Source organism: Microbacterium sp. NPDC076768 (assembly GCF_040687205.1).
Classification (GTDB): Bacteria; Actinomycetota; Actinomycetes; order Actinomycetales; family Microbacteriaceae; genus Microbacterium.
The window spans coordinates 600399-616244 of sequence record NZ_JBFBMU010000001.1 but is presented as its reverse complement, the minus strand read 5'-3'; the positions used below and the strand labels follow the sequence as shown (position 1 = coordinate 616244).

General features: G+C 63.0%; 15 protein-coding genes. 10 read left to right on the top strand and 5 right to left on the bottom strand.

Features of this window, described 5'->3' with window-relative positions; all coding sequences use genetic code 11:
* Nucleotides 1-12: 12 nt before the first annotated feature.
* Entirely contained in the window at nucleotides 13-1038 is a 1026-nt protein-coding gene (locus AB0O87_RS03085; RefSeq protein ID WP_363511623.1) for an Lrp/AsnC family transcriptional regulator, read from the bottom strand.
* A gap of 175 nt (nucleotides 1039-1213) precedes the next feature.
* On the opposite strand from AB0O87_RS03085, the gene AB0O87_RS03080 reads away from it, so the two are divergent.
* The 4 genes from AB0O87_RS03080 (at nucleotide 1214) to AB0O87_RS03065 (ending at nucleotide 6319) form a co-directional block, all read left to right on the top strand.
* Nucleotides 1214-2638: a CCA tRNA nucleotidyltransferase gene (locus tag AB0O87_RS03080; RefSeq protein ID WP_363511621.1), complete on the top strand. Its 1425-nt coding sequence runs from the start codon at nucleotides 1214-1216 to the stop codon at nucleotides 2636-2638.
* Between the two features lie 318 nt (nucleotides 2639-2956).
* Nucleotides 2957-4207 carry a GAF domain-containing protein gene (locus AB0O87_RS03075; RefSeq protein ID WP_363512902.1) on the top strand — a complete coding sequence of 417 codons (1251 nt, stop codon included), beginning with the start codon at nucleotides 2957-2959 and terminating at the stop codon, nucleotides 4205-4207.
* A gap of 104 nt (nucleotides 4208-4311) precedes the next feature.
* Nucleotides 4312-5862 carry an aldehyde dehydrogenase family protein gene (locus tag AB0O87_RS03070; RefSeq protein WP_363511619.1) on the top strand — a complete coding sequence of 517 codons (1551 nt, stop codon included), beginning with the start codon at nucleotides 4312-4314 and terminating at the stop codon, nucleotides 5860-5862.
* Nucleotides 5863-5917: 55 nt separating this feature from the next.
* Entirely contained in the window at nucleotides 5918-6319 is a 402-nt protein-coding gene (locus tag AB0O87_RS03065; RefSeq protein WP_363511617.1) for a DUF779 domain-containing protein, read from the top strand.
* A gap of 246 nt (nucleotides 6320-6565) precedes the next feature.
* On the opposite strand, the gene AB0O87_RS03060 is transcribed toward AB0O87_RS03065, so the two are convergent.
* Nucleotides 6566-7657: a hypothetical protein gene (locus AB0O87_RS03060; RefSeq protein ID WP_363511616.1), complete on the bottom strand. Its 1092-nt coding sequence runs from the start codon at nucleotides 7655-7657 to the stop codon at nucleotides 6566-6568.
* Nucleotides 7654-8580 carry a hypothetical protein gene (locus AB0O87_RS03055; RefSeq protein ID WP_363511614.1) on the bottom strand — a complete coding sequence of 309 codons (927 nt, stop codon included), beginning with the start codon at nucleotides 8578-8580 and terminating at the stop codon, nucleotides 7654-7656. The genes AB0O87_RS03060 and AB0O87_RS03055 overlap by 4 nt, the downstream gene beginning before the upstream one ends.
* 48 nt (nucleotides 8581-8628) lie before the next feature.
* Between AB0O87_RS03055 and AB0O87_RS03050 the strand changes: the two genes are divergently transcribed.
* Entirely contained in the window at nucleotides 8629-8985 is a 357-nt protein-coding gene (locus AB0O87_RS03050; protein WP_363511613.1) for a hypothetical protein, read from the top strand.
* A 10-nt stretch (nucleotides 8986-8995) separates the two neighbouring features.
* Here AB0O87_RS03050 and AB0O87_RS03045 read toward each other — a convergent pair whose 3' ends face one another.
* Nucleotides 8996-9586, bottom strand: a complete 591-nt coding sequence (locus AB0O87_RS03045) for an Lrp/AsnC family transcriptional regulator (RefSeq protein WP_363511611.1) — start codon at nucleotides 9584-9586, stop codon at nucleotides 8996-8998.
* 150 nt (nucleotides 9587-9736) lie between these two features.
* On the opposite strand from AB0O87_RS03045, the gene AB0O87_RS03040 reads away from it, so the two are divergent.
* From AB0O87_RS03040 to AB0O87_RS03020, 5 genes are read left to right on the top strand one after another with little or no spacing between them, the layout of a single operon-like run.
* Nucleotides 9737-11323 (top strand): ABC transporter substrate-binding protein, encoded by a 1587-nt coding sequence (locus AB0O87_RS03040; protein WP_363511609.1) that lies wholly within the window; start codon nucleotides 9737-9739, stop codon nucleotides 11321-11323.
* A gap of 11 nt (nucleotides 11324-11334) precedes the next feature.
* The gene (locus AB0O87_RS03035; protein WP_363511606.1) at nucleotides 11335-12396 is read left to right on the top strand and encodes an ABC transporter permease; all 1062 of its coding nucleotides are present in this window, start codon (nucleotides 11335-11337) and stop codon (nucleotides 12394-12396) included.
* A complete protein-coding gene (locus AB0O87_RS03030; RefSeq protein ID WP_363511604.1) occupies nucleotides 12393-13304 on the top strand; it encodes an ABC transporter permease in 912 nt (303 codons plus the stop codon). The genes AB0O87_RS03035 and AB0O87_RS03030 overlap by 4 nt, the downstream gene beginning before the upstream one ends.
* Nucleotides 13301-14119: an ABC transporter ATP-binding protein gene (locus AB0O87_RS03025; protein ID WP_363511602.1), complete on the top strand. Its 819-nt coding sequence runs from the start codon at nucleotides 13301-13303 to the stop codon at nucleotides 14117-14119. Before AB0O87_RS03030 ends, AB0O87_RS03025 begins: the two co-directional genes overlap by 4 nt.
* The gene (locus AB0O87_RS03020) at nucleotides 14112-14951 is read left to right on the top strand and encodes an ABC transporter ATP-binding protein (RefSeq protein ID WP_363511600.1); all 840 of its coding nucleotides are present in this window, start codon (nucleotides 14112-14114) and stop codon (nucleotides 14949-14951) included. The genes AB0O87_RS03025 and AB0O87_RS03020 overlap by 8 nt, the downstream gene beginning before the upstream one ends.
* 97 nt (nucleotides 14952-15048) lie before the next feature.
* Here AB0O87_RS03020 and AB0O87_RS03015 read toward each other — a convergent pair whose 3' ends face one another.
* On the bottom strand, nucleotides 15049-15750 hold the full coding sequence (locus AB0O87_RS03015) for a hypothetical protein (RefSeq protein WP_363511598.1): 702 nt from the start codon (nucleotides 15748-15750) through the stop codon (nucleotides 15049-15051).
* Between the last annotated feature and the right edge of the window lie 96 nt (nucleotides 15751-15846).

Sequence of the window (15846 nt, the reverse complement as noted above, 5' to 3'; positions counted from 1 at the left end):
AACAGAATCGGCCTACAGGCGGATGGCTCCCGTGGGCATATCGCTTGCCAATCCCTCCGGTGCCTCGTCGAGGATCAGCGAGCCGCGCAAGACCGGAGTGATCACCACCAGTGACTCCACCACCTCGAGGCCTTCGTGCCCTGCTACCGCTGGTCCGGTGAGGAATTTGTAGAACGCGTCGGCATCTTTGACCAACACGTTCGCCAGAAGTTGCGACGTGCCAGTGGTGGCGGCGATGAACTTCACCTCCGGCGCAGCAGCCAGTGCCGTGCCCACCTTTTCGAGTCGTGCCATCGGTACGCGCAACCAGACGAGCGCTTCTAAACCGAGCCCGAACAGACTCGGAACAACCTCGGTGCGCGGATGCATCAGACCGCGGCGGCTCAGCGACTCCATCCGGCGGCGCGTTGTGGTGACATTCAGGCCGAGCGACCTGGCGAGTTTTGCGACCGGCATGCGACCGTCTTCGAGGAGCAATCGGATGAGGGCGTCCTCTTCGGCGCTCAAAGAGTCGGCAGGGTCAACCTCCGAGCCAGACGATTCATCGAGCATGCGCGCCTGCTCATCGGTGAGCACTTCTGCGCGCCAGTCGTGACCGGAGCGGAAGAACTTCAAAACCGTGGTGACGTTGATCGAGTCGATACCTTCGAGCTCCGGAAAGTCGGTGAAGAGAAGCTCGCGGATTGAAGCGTCGTCGTGCGGCAGCAGCATGCCAGCGATATCGCTACTGCCTTCCAGCACTGACACAGACGAAGCGTCTGAGCGCCGCGCCAGCGTGCGCGCGACGTGCCATAACGCGTGCGGCTCTGTGGTGATGCGGAACAGCACGGCACGAGCGTGCAGCACCCGGGCGGGATCCACGTAGGTAGAGACGCGAACCAACCCTCGATCAAGCATTCGTTGCCCGCGGCGGGCCACCGTACGCTCTGGCAAGTCGACCGCTCGCGCAATCTCTCCCCATGACGCACGACCATTCACCTGCAGGGCGGCGGCGACGATCTGATCGGTCTCGTCAGCCATCACATCGTTCGAGGGCACTGACTCTCCTTCACCTGGACGGACTCGGGTGAAGGTTATCCCAGTTCTCCGAACTCAAAACGGAGAGCAGATGCGCTGCGCGCGGCGTGTTGTGAGGTGACGCGCCGCGCGCGGCGTGGATGGTCTGCGTTTTAGTCAGGAGGGGTCGGCGTCACTCCCCGGTACGCTGGAACCCATGCTCAATATGGCCGACGGGCTCGTTCGTCTCGGTGCGCTCGCCGAGAATCCGGTCGTCCGCACCCTCGCGACGGCGTTTGAGAAGGCAGGTTTCGACCTGGCCGTCGTCGGTGGTCCCGTGCGCGATGCATTGCTGGGCCGCCAGACGCACGACCTCGACTTCACCACCAACGCCTCGCCAGACGAGATTCTGAGAATCGTCAAGCCGATTTCGACAGCTCAGTGGGACATCGGGCGTGCTTTCGGGACGATCGGTGCACGCGTACAGGGCGAACAGGTCGAGGTGACGACCTACCGCGCTGACAGCTACGACGGCGTGACGCGCAAACCGACTGTTGAGTTCGGAGACACGATCGACGGCGACCTTCTTCGCCGCGACTTCACCGTCAACTCGATGGCGCTGCTCGTGCCAGCCGTCAAGCTTGTCGACCCCACCGGCGGTGTGGAAGACCTGGTTGCCGGTGTTCTGAAGACTCCAGCGGACCCTCGAGTTTCTTTCGGAGACGATCCGTTGCGCATGCTGCGTGCAGCGCGGTTCAGCGCACAACTCGGCTTCCGTGTCGACGAAGAGACAGCTGACGCGATCACTGAACTTCGTGAAACGCTCACCATCGTGAGTCCGGAGCGCATCCAGTCAGAGCTCGTGCGGCTGATGCAGACCGAAGACCCGGTGCGCGGTATCCGCGTGCTGGTCGACACAGGACTGATCGAAGAGTTTTTGCCAGAAGTGAGTGCGTTGCGTCTCGAAGTGGACGAGCACCACCACCACAAAGACGTCTACGAGCACTCGCTCACAGTGCTCAGCCAGGCGATCGAGCTGGAACACGCCAGACACCCCGATGCGGCGCCAGACGTGCCGTTGCGCATCGCGGCGCTGCTGCACGACATCGGCAAGCCGCGCACTCGCAAGTTGGAATCTGGTGGGATCGTCACGTTCCATCACCACGATGTCGTCGGATCCCGGATGGCGCGCAAACGCCTGCAGTCTCTGCGCTTTGATACCGACACGACAGCGGCCGTCTCAACCCTGATCGAACTGCACCTGCGTTTCTTCGGATACGCCGAGGGAACCTGGACCGACGCGGCGGTGCGGCGCTACGTGCGCGACGCCGGGGATCTGCTGGAGCGCCTGCACATCCTCACCCGAGCGGATGTGACCACACGCAACAAGCGCAAGGCCGGCCGTCTTGCCAGCGCCTACGACGACATCGAATCGCGGATTGCCGCGCTGCGGGAACAGGAAGAGCTCGACTCGATCCGTCCCGAGATCGACGGCAATCGCATCCAGGAGGTGCTGGGGATTCGTCCGGGACGCGAAGTGGGCGAGGCATACAAATTCTTGCTTGACCTGCGCCTGGATGAAGGCGTGCTCGGCGCCGAGGTCGTCGAACAACGCCTTCGCGACTGGTGGGCTGCGCGCTAACCCGCCCTTCGACAGGCTCAGGGACCGGACATAGGTTGCTGAGCTTGTCGAAGCATCTCCCTTCGACAGGCTCAGGGACCGGACATAGGTTGCTGAGCTTGTCGAAGCATCTCCCTTCGACAGGCTCAGGACCCTTCGACAGGCTCAGGACCCTTCGACAAGCTCAGGGACCGGGGTTCCGTCGGGCCGGTGGGACTCATACACTGGGGCAACGCACGTTCTCAACGATCGGAGACCGCTGTGGCTGCGTCTTGGCAGTTATCTCGCGAGTCGCGTTCTGCGACATCACGACTGATTATCGAGCGCGCACACGAAGAGATGCTGGCCGGTCATCTCGATGACCACCGGTTGCAAGAGGTTCGCCCTTTCGTCCGGGAGTCTTGGGAGCGATCGTGGCGCGGCCGCGTTCATCCGGAGGGCGTTCCGCCGCTTGATCTGTTCAGCGAGGAGCTAGAAAGCTACCGTCTTGCCCATCCGCTGGCCTCGGCGATGGACATGATCCGAGCGCTCCTCTTGCCCTCTGAGTCGGGTGACGCCGGGGTGGTGGTTGCTGTGGGCGACCAGGCCGGGCGTCTGCTGTGGGTCGAGGGCGACTACAAACTCCGCTCCCTCGCTGAAGGCATGGGCTTTGTTGCCGGTGCCAACTGGTCGGAGGGGGCCGTGGGCACGAGCGCACCGGGCACCGCCCTCGCTCTTGGTCGTTCCGTGCAGATTCGAGGGGCGGAGCACTACAACCGCTTGGCGCACCCGTGGTCCTGTTCGGCTGCTCCCGTGCGTGACCCAGAGACGCAACGTGTGCTGGGAGTGATCGATATCACGGGCGGATCTGAGGTGGTGACTCCGCAGGCGCGGCTGTTGGTTGATGCGACGGCACGTGCGGTCGAGTCGGAGCTCATGGTGACGCGTCTGCGTGAGCGCAACACTGCTCCCCGCACGAAAACGCCAGCAAAATCGCGCGCTACGGCCACGGCGCGTGCGGTGTTGCATGTGTTGGGCCGTGATCGGGCGCGTCTTGAAACGGAATCCGAGGACCGCGAGTCCATCGTCGAGCTGAGCGCGCGCCATGCGGCGATTCTGCTGATGCTGTCCGTGCACAGACAGGGTCTTTCGGCGGAGCGTCTGTGCGAACTTGTTTACGGTCCAGGCGTCTCACCCGACACCTTGCGACCCGAGATGGTGCGGCTCCGTAAAGTGCTAGAACGCACGGCACCAGACCTCGTTCCTGAGTCCCGTCCCTACCGCCTTCCCGTTGCACTGGAGACGGATGCACACGACGTGCTCTCGTTGCTCGATCGCGGTGCGCACAGGGTCGCCCTCACCGCGTATCGCGGTCCGGTGCTGCCGCAGTGCCCGTCCCCTGGCGTAGAAGATTTTCGTGAGACGGTACGAGCGGCTTTGCGCGAGGTGATGCTGTCGGAAGCGAGTCTCGATGTCTTGCTCTCGTACGCCGACATCCCGGAAGGGCAGAGCGATGTCGAAGCGCTCAGCCTGGCGCTCAAGATGCTTCCAGCGCGATCGCCTAAGCGGGCCGGTCTGGTGGCAAGAATCGAGCGCCTCGAGGTCGAGTAGGTGCGCAACCTTTTGCAACGTTGCGCACCAGGGTGCAACCTCTCCCGACCTACCTTCAGAGGATCGCCGCTGCATCGACGCGCGGCCTGTCGAAGGAGACCTCCATGAGCATCGTCGAAGAAGACGTATCCCTCGCCTATGCGGCCCCTGGCCAGTCTGGCGCGCTGGCGAACTACCGTTCCCGCTACGGCCACTACATCGGTGGCGAGTTCGTCGAACCAGCCAAGGGCCAGTACTTCGAAAACGTCAGCCCCGTCAACGGAAAGCCTTTCACCGAAGTCGGTCGCGGCACGAGCGAAGACATCGACAGGGCAGTGGAAGTTGCCTGGAAGGCGTTCGCTGGATGGGGCAAAACGAGTCCAGCGGAGCGATCGGTCGTACTCAACAAGATTGCTGACCGCATGGAGCAACATCTCGAAGAGATCGCCGTCGCCGAGACATGGGAAAACGGAAAGCCGGTGCGAGAGACGCTCGCCGCCGACATCCCCCTAGCGATCGACCACTTCCGCTACTTTGCGGGTGTTCTGCGCGCTCAAGAGGGAGGCATCAGCCAACTCGACGAAAACACTGTGGCCTACCATTTCCACGAACCTCTTGGAGTCGTCGGCCAGATCATTCCGTGGAACTTCCCGATTCTGATGGCCGTGTGGAAGCTCGCGCCAGCGCTCGCCGCAGGCAACTGTGTCGTCATCAAACCGGCAGAACAGACCCCCGCGTCGTTGCTGTTCCTGTTCGACATCATCGGAGACTTGCTTCCGGCAGGGGTGGTGAATGTGGTCAATGGATTCGGTATCGAGGCGGGCGCTCCGCTCGCGCAGCACAAGCGCATTCGCAAAGTTGCCTTCACGGGTGAGACCACCACGGGCCGCTTGATCATGCAGTACGCCTCGCAGAACTTGATTCCGGTGACGCTAGAGCTCGGCGGTAAGAGCCCGAACGTCTTCTTCGAAGATGTGGCGCGCGCGACAGCGGATCCCTTCTATGACAAGGCGCTGGAAGGCTTCACCATGTTCGCCCTCAACCAGGGCGAGGTGTGCACTTGTCCGTCGCGCGCGCTCATTCAGCGTTCCATCTACGACGGCTTCCTCGCAGATGGTCTGGAGCGCGTCGGAAAGGTGATCCAGGGCAATCCGCTTGATCCAGCCACGATGATCGGGGCGCAGGCATCGAACGATCAGTTGGAGAAGATCCTCAGCTACATCGATATCGGCAAACAAGGTGGTGCGCGATTGCTCACTGGTGGAGAGCGCGTAGATCTTGGCGGCGACCTCAGCGAGGGCTTTTACGTCGAGCCCACCGTCTTCGAGGGCACGAACGATATGCGCATCTTCCAAGAGGAGATCTTCGGGCCGGTGCTCTCTGTCACTTCATTTGACGGCTTCGATGACGCGATCTCGATCGCCAACGACACGCTTTATGGTCTCGGGGCCGGCGTCTGGAGCCGCAGTGGTGACACGGCGTACCGCGCAGGGCGAGCGATTGAGGCAGGCAGAGTCTGGACAAATACGTATCACCAGTATCCGGCGCACGCCGCGTTCGGTGGCTACAAGCAGTCGGGAGTGGGACGCGAAAACCACAAAATGATGCTTGATCACTACCAGCAGACGAAGAACCTATTGGTTTCATACGCAGAAGGGCCGATGGGCTTCTTCTGATTCCTGTGGGCGGGCGGTTTCGCGCCCGCCCACAGTTCTGTACGAAAGGACGGCCATGGTCAGCATCGGCACGTACGACCGCGTGGCGGTCACAGCGGAGGCGGCGTCTCTCGTGCGCGACCTCACAGCGCAGCACGGCCCGCTCATGTTTCATCAGTCCGGCGGATGTTGCGACGGATCAGCTCCGATGTGTTTCCCGGTGGGGATGTTCGTGACCGGACAGGGAGACGTGTTGCTGGGCGAGCTTGATGTGGGGCTCGACGCGCCGGTGGAGGTCTTCATGTCTCAGTCGCAGTTCGAGTACTGGAAGTACACTCACCTGACCATCGATGTCGTGCCGGGGCGCGGGGCAGGTTTCTCGGTCGAAGGGCCAACGGGGATGAGGTTTCTTATCCGTTCGCGGATGCTGAATGACGCAGAGATCGCTTACTTTGGACTGGAGTCGAAGACCCACTGAGCAATACACCGGAATGAAAGCGCATTCCTTTGTATGGATGCAACACGTTGCAACGTGGCCCGGTATACCATTCTTGTATCCGCTCAGCGGCGTCAGTCCCCAGCTGACCGCGAGCGAGACGGCAAGGCCGTCATGCGGAGGGAGAGTTGATCTTCTTTCGATCCCGAGGGGGGATGGGGTGGGAGTTCGGTCCCCAGCCGACACCCACCCCCACTTTCGGGTTGCGCGTAGCTCAGTTCAGATAGCTCAGTTCAGACGGCTCAGTATCCAGAAGCCGATGAAGCCGATCACGATGATGATCGGAACTACTGAACCGCCTCTTTTCAGCCTTCGGCCCTGAGGTGCCACGCCTTGCGGAGGTGTGAGGAGTCCTGCCGGGGGAGCGAACGGGAGTGTGTGGGCCGTCGCGGTCGATGAGGCGCTCTCGGCGAGGAGTCGTTCATCACGCCAGCGGCTCCACTGATCGAACTTCGTCAGCAACGCCCCGACGGTTCCGAACAACCACGCCCATGTAGCCGGATCGAGGGTAGATACCTTGCGCTGCGTGTAGAGAAACAACCAGTCGTCGACGATCTCTACGTCGAGCTGTGCCGCGTGGTCGATAAAACGCGCCATGATGTCTGGGGTGAAGAGATAGAGAGCGTCACGCTCGTAGCCTTTGGGGCAATACAGCGTGAAGTGCTGATCGAAGTCGCCCTCCAGAGAAAGTCGCTGCGCTTTGCGGAACGAGGCGGGCAGGTTCGATCCGAAACCGTTGTTGCCCTTTGCGTCAAGCACGATGTTCGGCAGTGGCACGTCGAGCTTTACCGCCACGTAGCCCCAACGGTAGGTGATCGAATTCTTGCCCGACTTCACCGTGTACTGGTAGTTCCCGAACTCGACGAAACGTGGCCTGGTACCGCGAAGCAGGTCGGTGGACTGGCGCGAGTGTCCGAGGCTGAAGATCATGCCGGGCAGCGGCGGAGAGACGACTTTTGGTTCGTAGAACATGCCGTTCGCTCGGGCGAACTGATCCAGCCGGTAACGCACTGCCTGCCGATTGCGCAGGGTGAGCCAGATGGTGACCCCGACTCCTGCAAGAAGCAAGAAGATCAGCAGTAGGGGAATCGCGGCGGCGGCGGGGGAGCCACTCAACGTCGCCATGCTGATGATGACCCCCACGATGCCGGGGAGCACTAGTGCTGCGACCGCGGCGGCCACGACGATGCCGATAACGGTGGCAGCTGATGCGCCTGTCTTTTGCCGCGCGCGAAGTTCAGTCGCAAACGCGCGCACCGCTTTGGCGTTCACCGGATCGGTCAGGGGCCGCGCATCGAAGCTCGGTTGAGGGGTTGTCATCTGTTCACCTCATCCGCTTCCCAACGGAGATCTGTGTCCTCAGGGATTGCGAGTGCCTCGATGCGCTCGTCGGCGCAGATCGCCGCGATCAGCGCGGCAGATCCGGCGACGATCGTGGAGTCGAAGTCGACCTCGGTCACCAACACCCAGGAATGACCTTCCGGCCAGAGAATGCTCGGGCTCTGTGCGGTGGCCGAAAAGCCGAGCTCTTCTGGCGCGCGCTCGCTCCACGGCACTTGTGTGACCCAGTCTGAGTGAGTGAAGGCGCGGGGGGAGGCGGAGAAAAGTACATGATCCCGGTGCGGAAGAGTGAGCCGTGGGCCTTCGGAGATCTCGCGCGACAGAATCCCCTCCTGCCAACTGGGCTTGCGGAAGACGTTGTTGAACGGGTCCCGGGTGCTGCGGTCGAGCATCGCCTGATGGTGCGGGTCGTGTGACGTCGCGAGGAAGGAGCGCGAAGGCAACTCACCGAGGAAACCGAGCACGCCACCCCACCCTTCCCAGAGCGCGGCGAAACCCGCCTCCGGTGTGCGGGTGTGGTCAACGAGGTGGGTGGCAACTGCGGCGAGGAGGTCGGGGTCGAGGTCGCCCTCCACCGGTGCAGAGAACTCGCGGCCATCGGGTGCCGTGCGGGTGTGCCAGTCATCGCCGGCCGGAGTTCGTACGATGCGATGCCACTGTGCTGCGGGGTGCAGCGTCGTTCCGAACGCCGCAGCGGCGTCTGTCCAGGTCGCCATCTCGTCGACAACCTCTGCGTTGACGACCTCTGCGTCGGTCGAGGGTGCCGACCGCACAATGGCCGGGTGCAGGATGCGCGCATAGGCGGGAAATCCCCGCGGAACAACGACGTGCATCGAGTCATCGTTCCCACTGAGACGCTCGCGCAACCAGGACCCCGCGGCGGGATCAGACATCCATTCCATGCGCCAACGCTACCCGCCGGTATGGCGGTATCCGCCATACTCGGAGGTGTGACTTCGACAGAAACCATCCCCTCGCTCGATGGCCGCCGCTTCAGGATGGTGTCGTCGACGACGTCAGCGGTTGACCCAGATTCCCCCAGCATCTTTGAGTATTTCGAACGGGATGGCGCTATCTGGGGCGGCTACGAAGGCGACACCGTCACCTTCGGGAAGTTCGTCGGCACACGCACTGGCGATTCGATCTGGGTGTCGTTCGTGCATGTGCTCCGCGCTGACGGCAGCGTCGTGACGGGTGATGGGGAGAGCTCACTCGAGCTCACCGAAGACGGTGGCATTCGCCTGGTCGAGCGCTACGAGATGCACGGGCTCCCGCAGTTGAGCGTGTGCGAGGAGATCGTCGCTTAGGCGCGCGAGCTCAGCGCGGCGGAAGCGTGTCGCGCCCTGGGGATGCTGGCGTCCACCTGGTCATTCCGAGCGGAGCGGTTTCGCTGCGGCGCTCCGGAAGATCACCTGGCAGCAGATAGGGCCGGCGGATCACTTCATCCAGCACCACAACGCTGACAACAGTGCGCACCTCGGGGAGCTGCGCGATCACCCCGGTGGAGAATTCATGCACTCCGCTGACGTCCACCGCACGGATCAGTAGCATCGCGTCGTGTTCGCCTGTGGTGATGGCGCACCACTCGACATCTGGCATTTCTAAGACCCGCTCACGGAACGAAGTCCACGCCTGTGGCAATACAGTGACGAACACGAGCGCTCCGATAGAGAGTCCCGCTTTCGCCTGATCGACGCGCGCGCTGAAGCCCGTGATGACGCCATCGTGCACCAGCGATTCGACCCGCGTGTACGCATTTGCGCGTGAGATCCCGACCTTGTCGGCGAGGGCCGCGATTGAAACGCGACCGTTATCACGCAACACATCAAGCATTCTGTATGCCGTCTCATCCAATGTGACGGCACTTCGTCCAGAATGCTTTGACTCTTCTGCATTCTTGCTGGACATTTTGCTCTCCAAATCTGAGGTTCTGGACAGAGCGTGCCGAGGTGGCCCGCTCCCGCTGGACACATCGTCGCATATGGTGCGACTCTGGTGCACGGTCGTCCACATCGGTGGCGATTCACTCGAATGTACTCCTCGCCCTTGGAGGCCCTCATGTCGTCACGCCGCAATACGTCGGTCATCGCGTTCGGAGCCGTCGCGCTCTTCGCACTCGCAGGATGCTCAGGAGGGAACTCGGCCAACAACGGCGGAGAATCCTCTGGTGCTGACTCTCTCGTCATCGACACCGCGTTCTCGATCGAAACCACCGACCCCGGTCACACCTACGACCCCACAGGCAACATGATCGCGAAGGCGCTCTACGAGACCCTCGTTGACTTCGAAGGATCCGACGTCTCGACTCCGGTCGCAGGCCTCGCCTCGTGGGAGCAGAACGACACCGCGACGGAGTTCACTTTCACTCTCGAAGGTGACCGCGTCTTCTCCGACGGTTCGCCGATTGAGGCGAAAGACGTCGTCTTCACCCTGCAGCGCATTCAGGGCATGACCGACGCGAAGCCGAACTTCCTGCTCGGCGGTCTCACGATCACCGAGGTAGACGACAAGACGATCCAGTTCACATCGGCGACCCCGCTTCTTCAGCTGCCAGCGATCTTGGCAAACCCGGCGCTCGGCATCGTCAACTCCGACGTGGTGATGGAAAACGGCGGCACGATCGACGGCACCGACTCCGCCCAGGGCTTCCTCGACGGAGCATCCGCGGGTTCGGGTCCATTCGTGCTCGACACTCTCGACCTCAGCTCGCAGGTCGTGCTGACCAAGAACGACGAGTACAACGGCGACGAAGAGTCGGAATTCTCGCGCGTGGTCGTACGAAACGTCTCGGAGAGCGCCACCCAGCTCGCCAACCTCAAGGGCGACGACTCCATGGTCGCGATGGATCTGAACGGCGACCAGGTCGCGGGGCTCGGCGACGGCATCACCGTCGACTCGGTGCCATCAGGGCAGACCATCTTCCTGTTGCTGAACCAGTCAGAAGAAGTCGGCGGTGAACTGGCGAACACCAAGATCGCCGAGGCGATCCGCTACGCGCTCGACTACGACGCGCTGCTTGAGCTGGCAGGTGCTGGCGCCGTGCAGGCGACGGGCGTTATCCCGCCCGGATTCGAGGGCGCTCTGGAGTCAGGCGCTGAGCAGGACCTCGAGATGGCGCAGGCCGCTCTCGATGAGGCCGGCTACACGGGCCAGACCCTGAAGCTGCAGTTCCCGAACGACTACCCGGTCGGAGGGGTGGAGTTCACTCCGCTCGCCGAGCGTGTGCAGGCGCAGCTGAAGGATGCCGGTATCACCGTGGAGCTCGCCCCCGCACCGTTCGCCACGGAGCTTGACGCCTACGTCAACGGCACCGAGGGCTTCGGTCTCTGGTTCTGGGGCCCGGACTACGCAGACTCCGCAAACTTCCTCCCGTTCGGACCTGGTCTGAAGGTCGGCCTCCGTTCAGGTTGGGCTGCCGAGGCCAACCCGGAGATCGCGGCCATCGCCGAAAACGCGGCCAGCGCCACCGATGCAGACGAGCGTACGGCTGCATTCACCGAGTTCGCCGAAGCTATGCAGGCGGAAGGGCCGTTCGTGCCGATGATCGTTCCCGGCCGCAACATCTCTTCTGCCGACAGCGTGACCGGTGCTGTGTACAACTCCGTGTGGGAGATGGACATCGCTGAGATCACGCCGGCTGGCTGAGCGGCAACCTCATGACGACAGTGGCGGTGCAGAGGCAGGCGCAACGGCGCCGATCGCCTTTGATCGGATACCTGCTGCGGCGGGCCGGCACCTCCGTGCTCCTGTTGGTGGGCGTGACGATCGTGACGTTCGCGCTCACCAACCTGGTGCCAGGAGACCCGGTATCGGCGGCGCTCGGCGAAGGTGCATCCCAAAACCCGGAGACGCGTGAGGCGTTCATTCGGGAGCAAGGACTCGACCAGCCACTGTTCGTGCAGTACTTCATCTATATGGGGAACCTGCTGCGCGGGGACCTCGGCACGTCGCTGGTGACCGGACGCCCGGTCACCAGCGACCTCGCCACCGCGGTGCCGGCAACGATCGAGATCGCGATCGGAGCGATCATCGTCAGCCTGCTGGTCAGCATCGTGCTCGGTACGCTTGCCGCCTACCGCCGTGGGCTCGTGACCGATCAAGTCATCCGCGTGGTGACGCTGATCGGGCTCAGCGTGCCGACCTTCTGGTTAGCGCTCGTGAGCTTCTACGTCTTCTTCCTTGAGCTGCGCATTGCCCCGGGGTCTGGGCGGATCTCCCCGGCGATCACCCCGCCACCACGGGTGACAGGGCTATACACGGTCGACTACCTCCTCAACGGCGATGCTGTGGGATTCTTCGACGCCCTTGCCCACCTTGCACTGCCGGTGATGGTGCTCTCGCTGGTGACGATCGGTTTGCTCACCCGCTTCATCCGCACGTCGGTGCTGGAAGTTCTCGGCAGCGACTATGTGCGTGCGGCTCGCGCCAAAGGCCTTTCGGGCATGCGCGTGGTGCTCGACTACGTGCTTCGCGGCGCTTCTCTCCCGATCCTCACCGTGGTCGGAGTCGCGTTCGGCGCATTGCTCTCTGGCACCGTGCTCGTAGAGTCGGTCTTCGCCTGGCCAGGACTCGGAACCTACGCATACAACTCCGCCGCCAACCTCGACCTCCCCGGCATCATGGGCGTCGGCCTCGTCGTCGGCGTCATCTACCTCCTCATCAACTTCATCGTCGATCTGCTCTACGGCGTGCTCGACCCGAGAGTGAGGATCGCATGAGCCGTATCTCCGCTGCCTCCCCGGCCGGACGCTTCCGCTTCCGGTGGCCCCGCGCCTGGCGCACACCGCTCGGCATCATCGGCACCGTCGTTGCCGGCGCCTGGGTAATCGTGGCATTCACCGCGCAGTGGTGGGTCCCCTATCCGCCCAACGCGCAGGTGCTTCCTCGACTGCAACCGCCGGGAGTCGAAACCCTGCTCGGTACAGACGGCAACGGGCGCGACATCTTCTCTCGCTTGATGACCGGTGCCACCGTGAGCCTGCCGCTGGCGCTCATGCTGGTGATCGCCGCGATGATCATCGGCACGCTCATCGGTGCGCTCGCCGGATACTTCGGCGGCTGGGTAGATGAGACGCTGATGCGCATCACCGACCTGTTCATGGCATTTCCGACAGTCATCCTCGCGATGGTGGTGGCTGCCTCGCTCGGACCCTCGCTGTTCAACGCCGTGATCGCCGCCATCGTCGTATCGTGGCCGCAGTACTCCCGCATCACGCGCAGCATCGTGCTGGGTCTGCGCGGGCAGAACTACGTGATCGCCGGACGACTGCTCGGGCACTCGCCCACGCGCACGCTGTTCGTCGACATCCTTCCGAACATCGCTGGCCCGATTCTGGTGCTCGCGACGCTCGACATCGGTGCCGCCATCCTTCTTCTCTCCGGACTCTCGTTCCTCGGGCTCGGTGCACAGCCGCCCACGGCAGAGTGGGGTTCGATGATCTCCGGCGCAATGCAGAACTTCGACGCATGGTGGCTGGGTGTCTTCCCCGGCCTCGCGATTCTTACCGTCGTGCTGGCCTTCAACTTCCTGGGTGACGCGATGCGCGATGTGCTCGATCCAACTGCCGAGGTAACGCACGAGAAGGAAGCAGAGCACAAAGCTTCTGCGACGGGAGTTTCCGCATGAGCGTGCAGGGATCATCGGTCCTCAGCATCCGTGACCTGACAATCGACATCGGCCGTCCGCTGGTCAAGGGCGTCTCGTTGGAGCTCGAAGCCGGACGCATCCATGGGCTGGCGGGGGAGTCTGGGTCGGGCAAGACGCTCACCTCGCTCGCCGTGCTGGGGTTGCTGCCGCGGCAGGCGCGCACCGGCGGATCAATTTCACTCGGCGGCGAAGAGTTGCTCGGCCTGCGTCGTCGCGCTCTCAACCGTGTGCGCGGCAAGCGCATCGCCATGGTTTTTCAGGATCCGTCTGCGTCGCTGCATCCGCAGCTGCCGGTGGGACGCCAGCTCACCGATCACATGCGTGTGCACCTCGGGCTGAAAGGTGAAGCGGCGCGCGCCCGCGCCATCGAGATGCTGGAAACCGTGCAGGTGCCCAACCCCGCCGAGGCGTTGGGGCGTTACCCGCACCAGTTCTCTGGTGGGCAACGCCAGCGCATCGCGATCGCCTGCGCTCTTGCGTGTGATCCGGAAGTGCTGTTGGCTGACGAGCCGACCACCGCCCTCGACGTCACCGTGCAGGCAGGCATTCTTCAGCTGCTGCGAGACCTCGCCGTGGAGCGCAACCTTGCTGTGCTGATTGTGACGCATGACCTTGGTGTCATGAGCGCGATTGCCGACAGGGTCGCCGTGATGAAAGACGGCCGAATCGTGGAGCTAGCCGATCGCCAGACTCTATTTCTTGATCCTCAGCACGACTACACGCGCATGTTGCTCGCCGCCCTGCCGGGCGCGCAGGCCGGTAAGGCGCCGGAAGGGCAGGTCGAAGATGAGTGAGGTCGCTGTCCTCGACGCGCACGATGTGGTGGTGCGGTACCCGGGACACCCGCCTGTCGTGGCGGTAAATGGTGTGTCGATCAGCGTGGCCGCGGGGGAGACCGTGGCTCTGGTTGGTGAATCAGGGAGCGGCAAGTCGAGTCTCGCCCGCGCCGTCGTCGGCATTGAGAAGATCGCTGGCGGCACGGTGCGCTTTCGCGATACCCCGGTCGCGCCGTTGGGAATCCGCCGTCGGCCCACAGCAATGACCGGCATTCAGATGGTGTTTCAAGACCCGGCAACGTCGCTGAACCCGCGACGTCGAGTGGGTGAGCAGATTGCCGATGGCATCGCGACAGCGAAGGCCAGAGGCGCTGCCGGCTCGACCGTCGATGAATGGCTAGAACGCGTGGGCCTGCCGACAGATGTGAGTACCCGCTTCCCTCATCAGTTCTCGGGAGGACAGAAGCAGCGCATCGCCATCGCGCGCGCTCTGGCGGCACGACCATCACTCCTCGTTGCCGATGAACCCATCTCTGCGCTCGACGCTTCTACACAAACGAGCGTCGCCGGTTTGATGCGCGATCTCGTGGCAGAAGCTGGTGCGGGAATGCTCTTCATCTCGCACGACCTGGCGGTAGTGCGGCGCATTGCCGACCGCACGCTGGTGATGTTTGGCGGAAGGGTGCTCGAGTCTGGTCCGACGGCTCAGCTGTGGGCCGCGCCGCAGCATCCATACACGCAGGCGTTGTTGGCCGCGATCCCCGAGCCAGATGGACGTGGCCACATCCCCGCAGCCCCGTCGGTCAACGACCGCACAATCTGGGCTGAAATCCCGCCCGTCATCTACTGACACCAAACAAAACGGAGACCATCCGATCACTGTGCGGCACGGCGCGCTGCGGCGCGCTGTGTCTCACGCGGATGGTCTCCGTTTTGTGTGAGGGGGATCAGAGCGGAGCGACGATGTCTTGCTTCACGTCCCACTCGGTGACCTCTTGAACCGCCTCGAGCTTCTGACCCTCCACCTCGGTGGATGCGCTTGCTGCGAGTGCGACGAAGTCAGATGTCAGCTCGAACACCATCGACACCGAGACGTCTCCTGAGGTGGTGACGCCTTCGACCAAGAACACTTCCTCACCGAGACGTGAGTCCGTGCCTGTCACGGTGAAATCGCCAGACAGTGCACCGGCGACGCCCAACGGGTCAGCCGGTTCGATGGACTCGGCTGCGCTACTCAGCGCGAGAACATCTTGGTCGGCAGACGACGAGTCAGCGACTTGCCACTCTCCCGTCGGCGGCTTCACCCAGGTCTGATCGTCGATGATGATGATGGATCCGAACGAGGTGGTGGTCTCGGAGGCAAGGTCTGCGGGGTTGTAGCGGCTCGACGACTCCATCCCGAACGTGCTCATCGAGATCGCGAATCCTGCAGTGTCTTCCATCGCGTCGGTGATGCATGTTCCGAGAATTTCACCAGCGACCGTCGCACCCTCCTCAAGGGTGGGGCAGTTTGTCTGGGAGGCGTCAGCTCCTGTCGTTCCTGTGCCGGCCTCGCCGTCGGGTCCTGTATCGGATCCGCTCGCTGAGCATCCGGAAAGAAGCGCGGTGGCGACGAGAACGAAGCCGACCCCCCATTTATTGACGCGCATAGCGTCCCCCCTCTGGTCGCGCGCCGACGAATCTCGTCTGGCGCACCTATCAGCATGCCAAAGCGCCGCCCAATTCTCTGCATCTCCCTAGTGCCA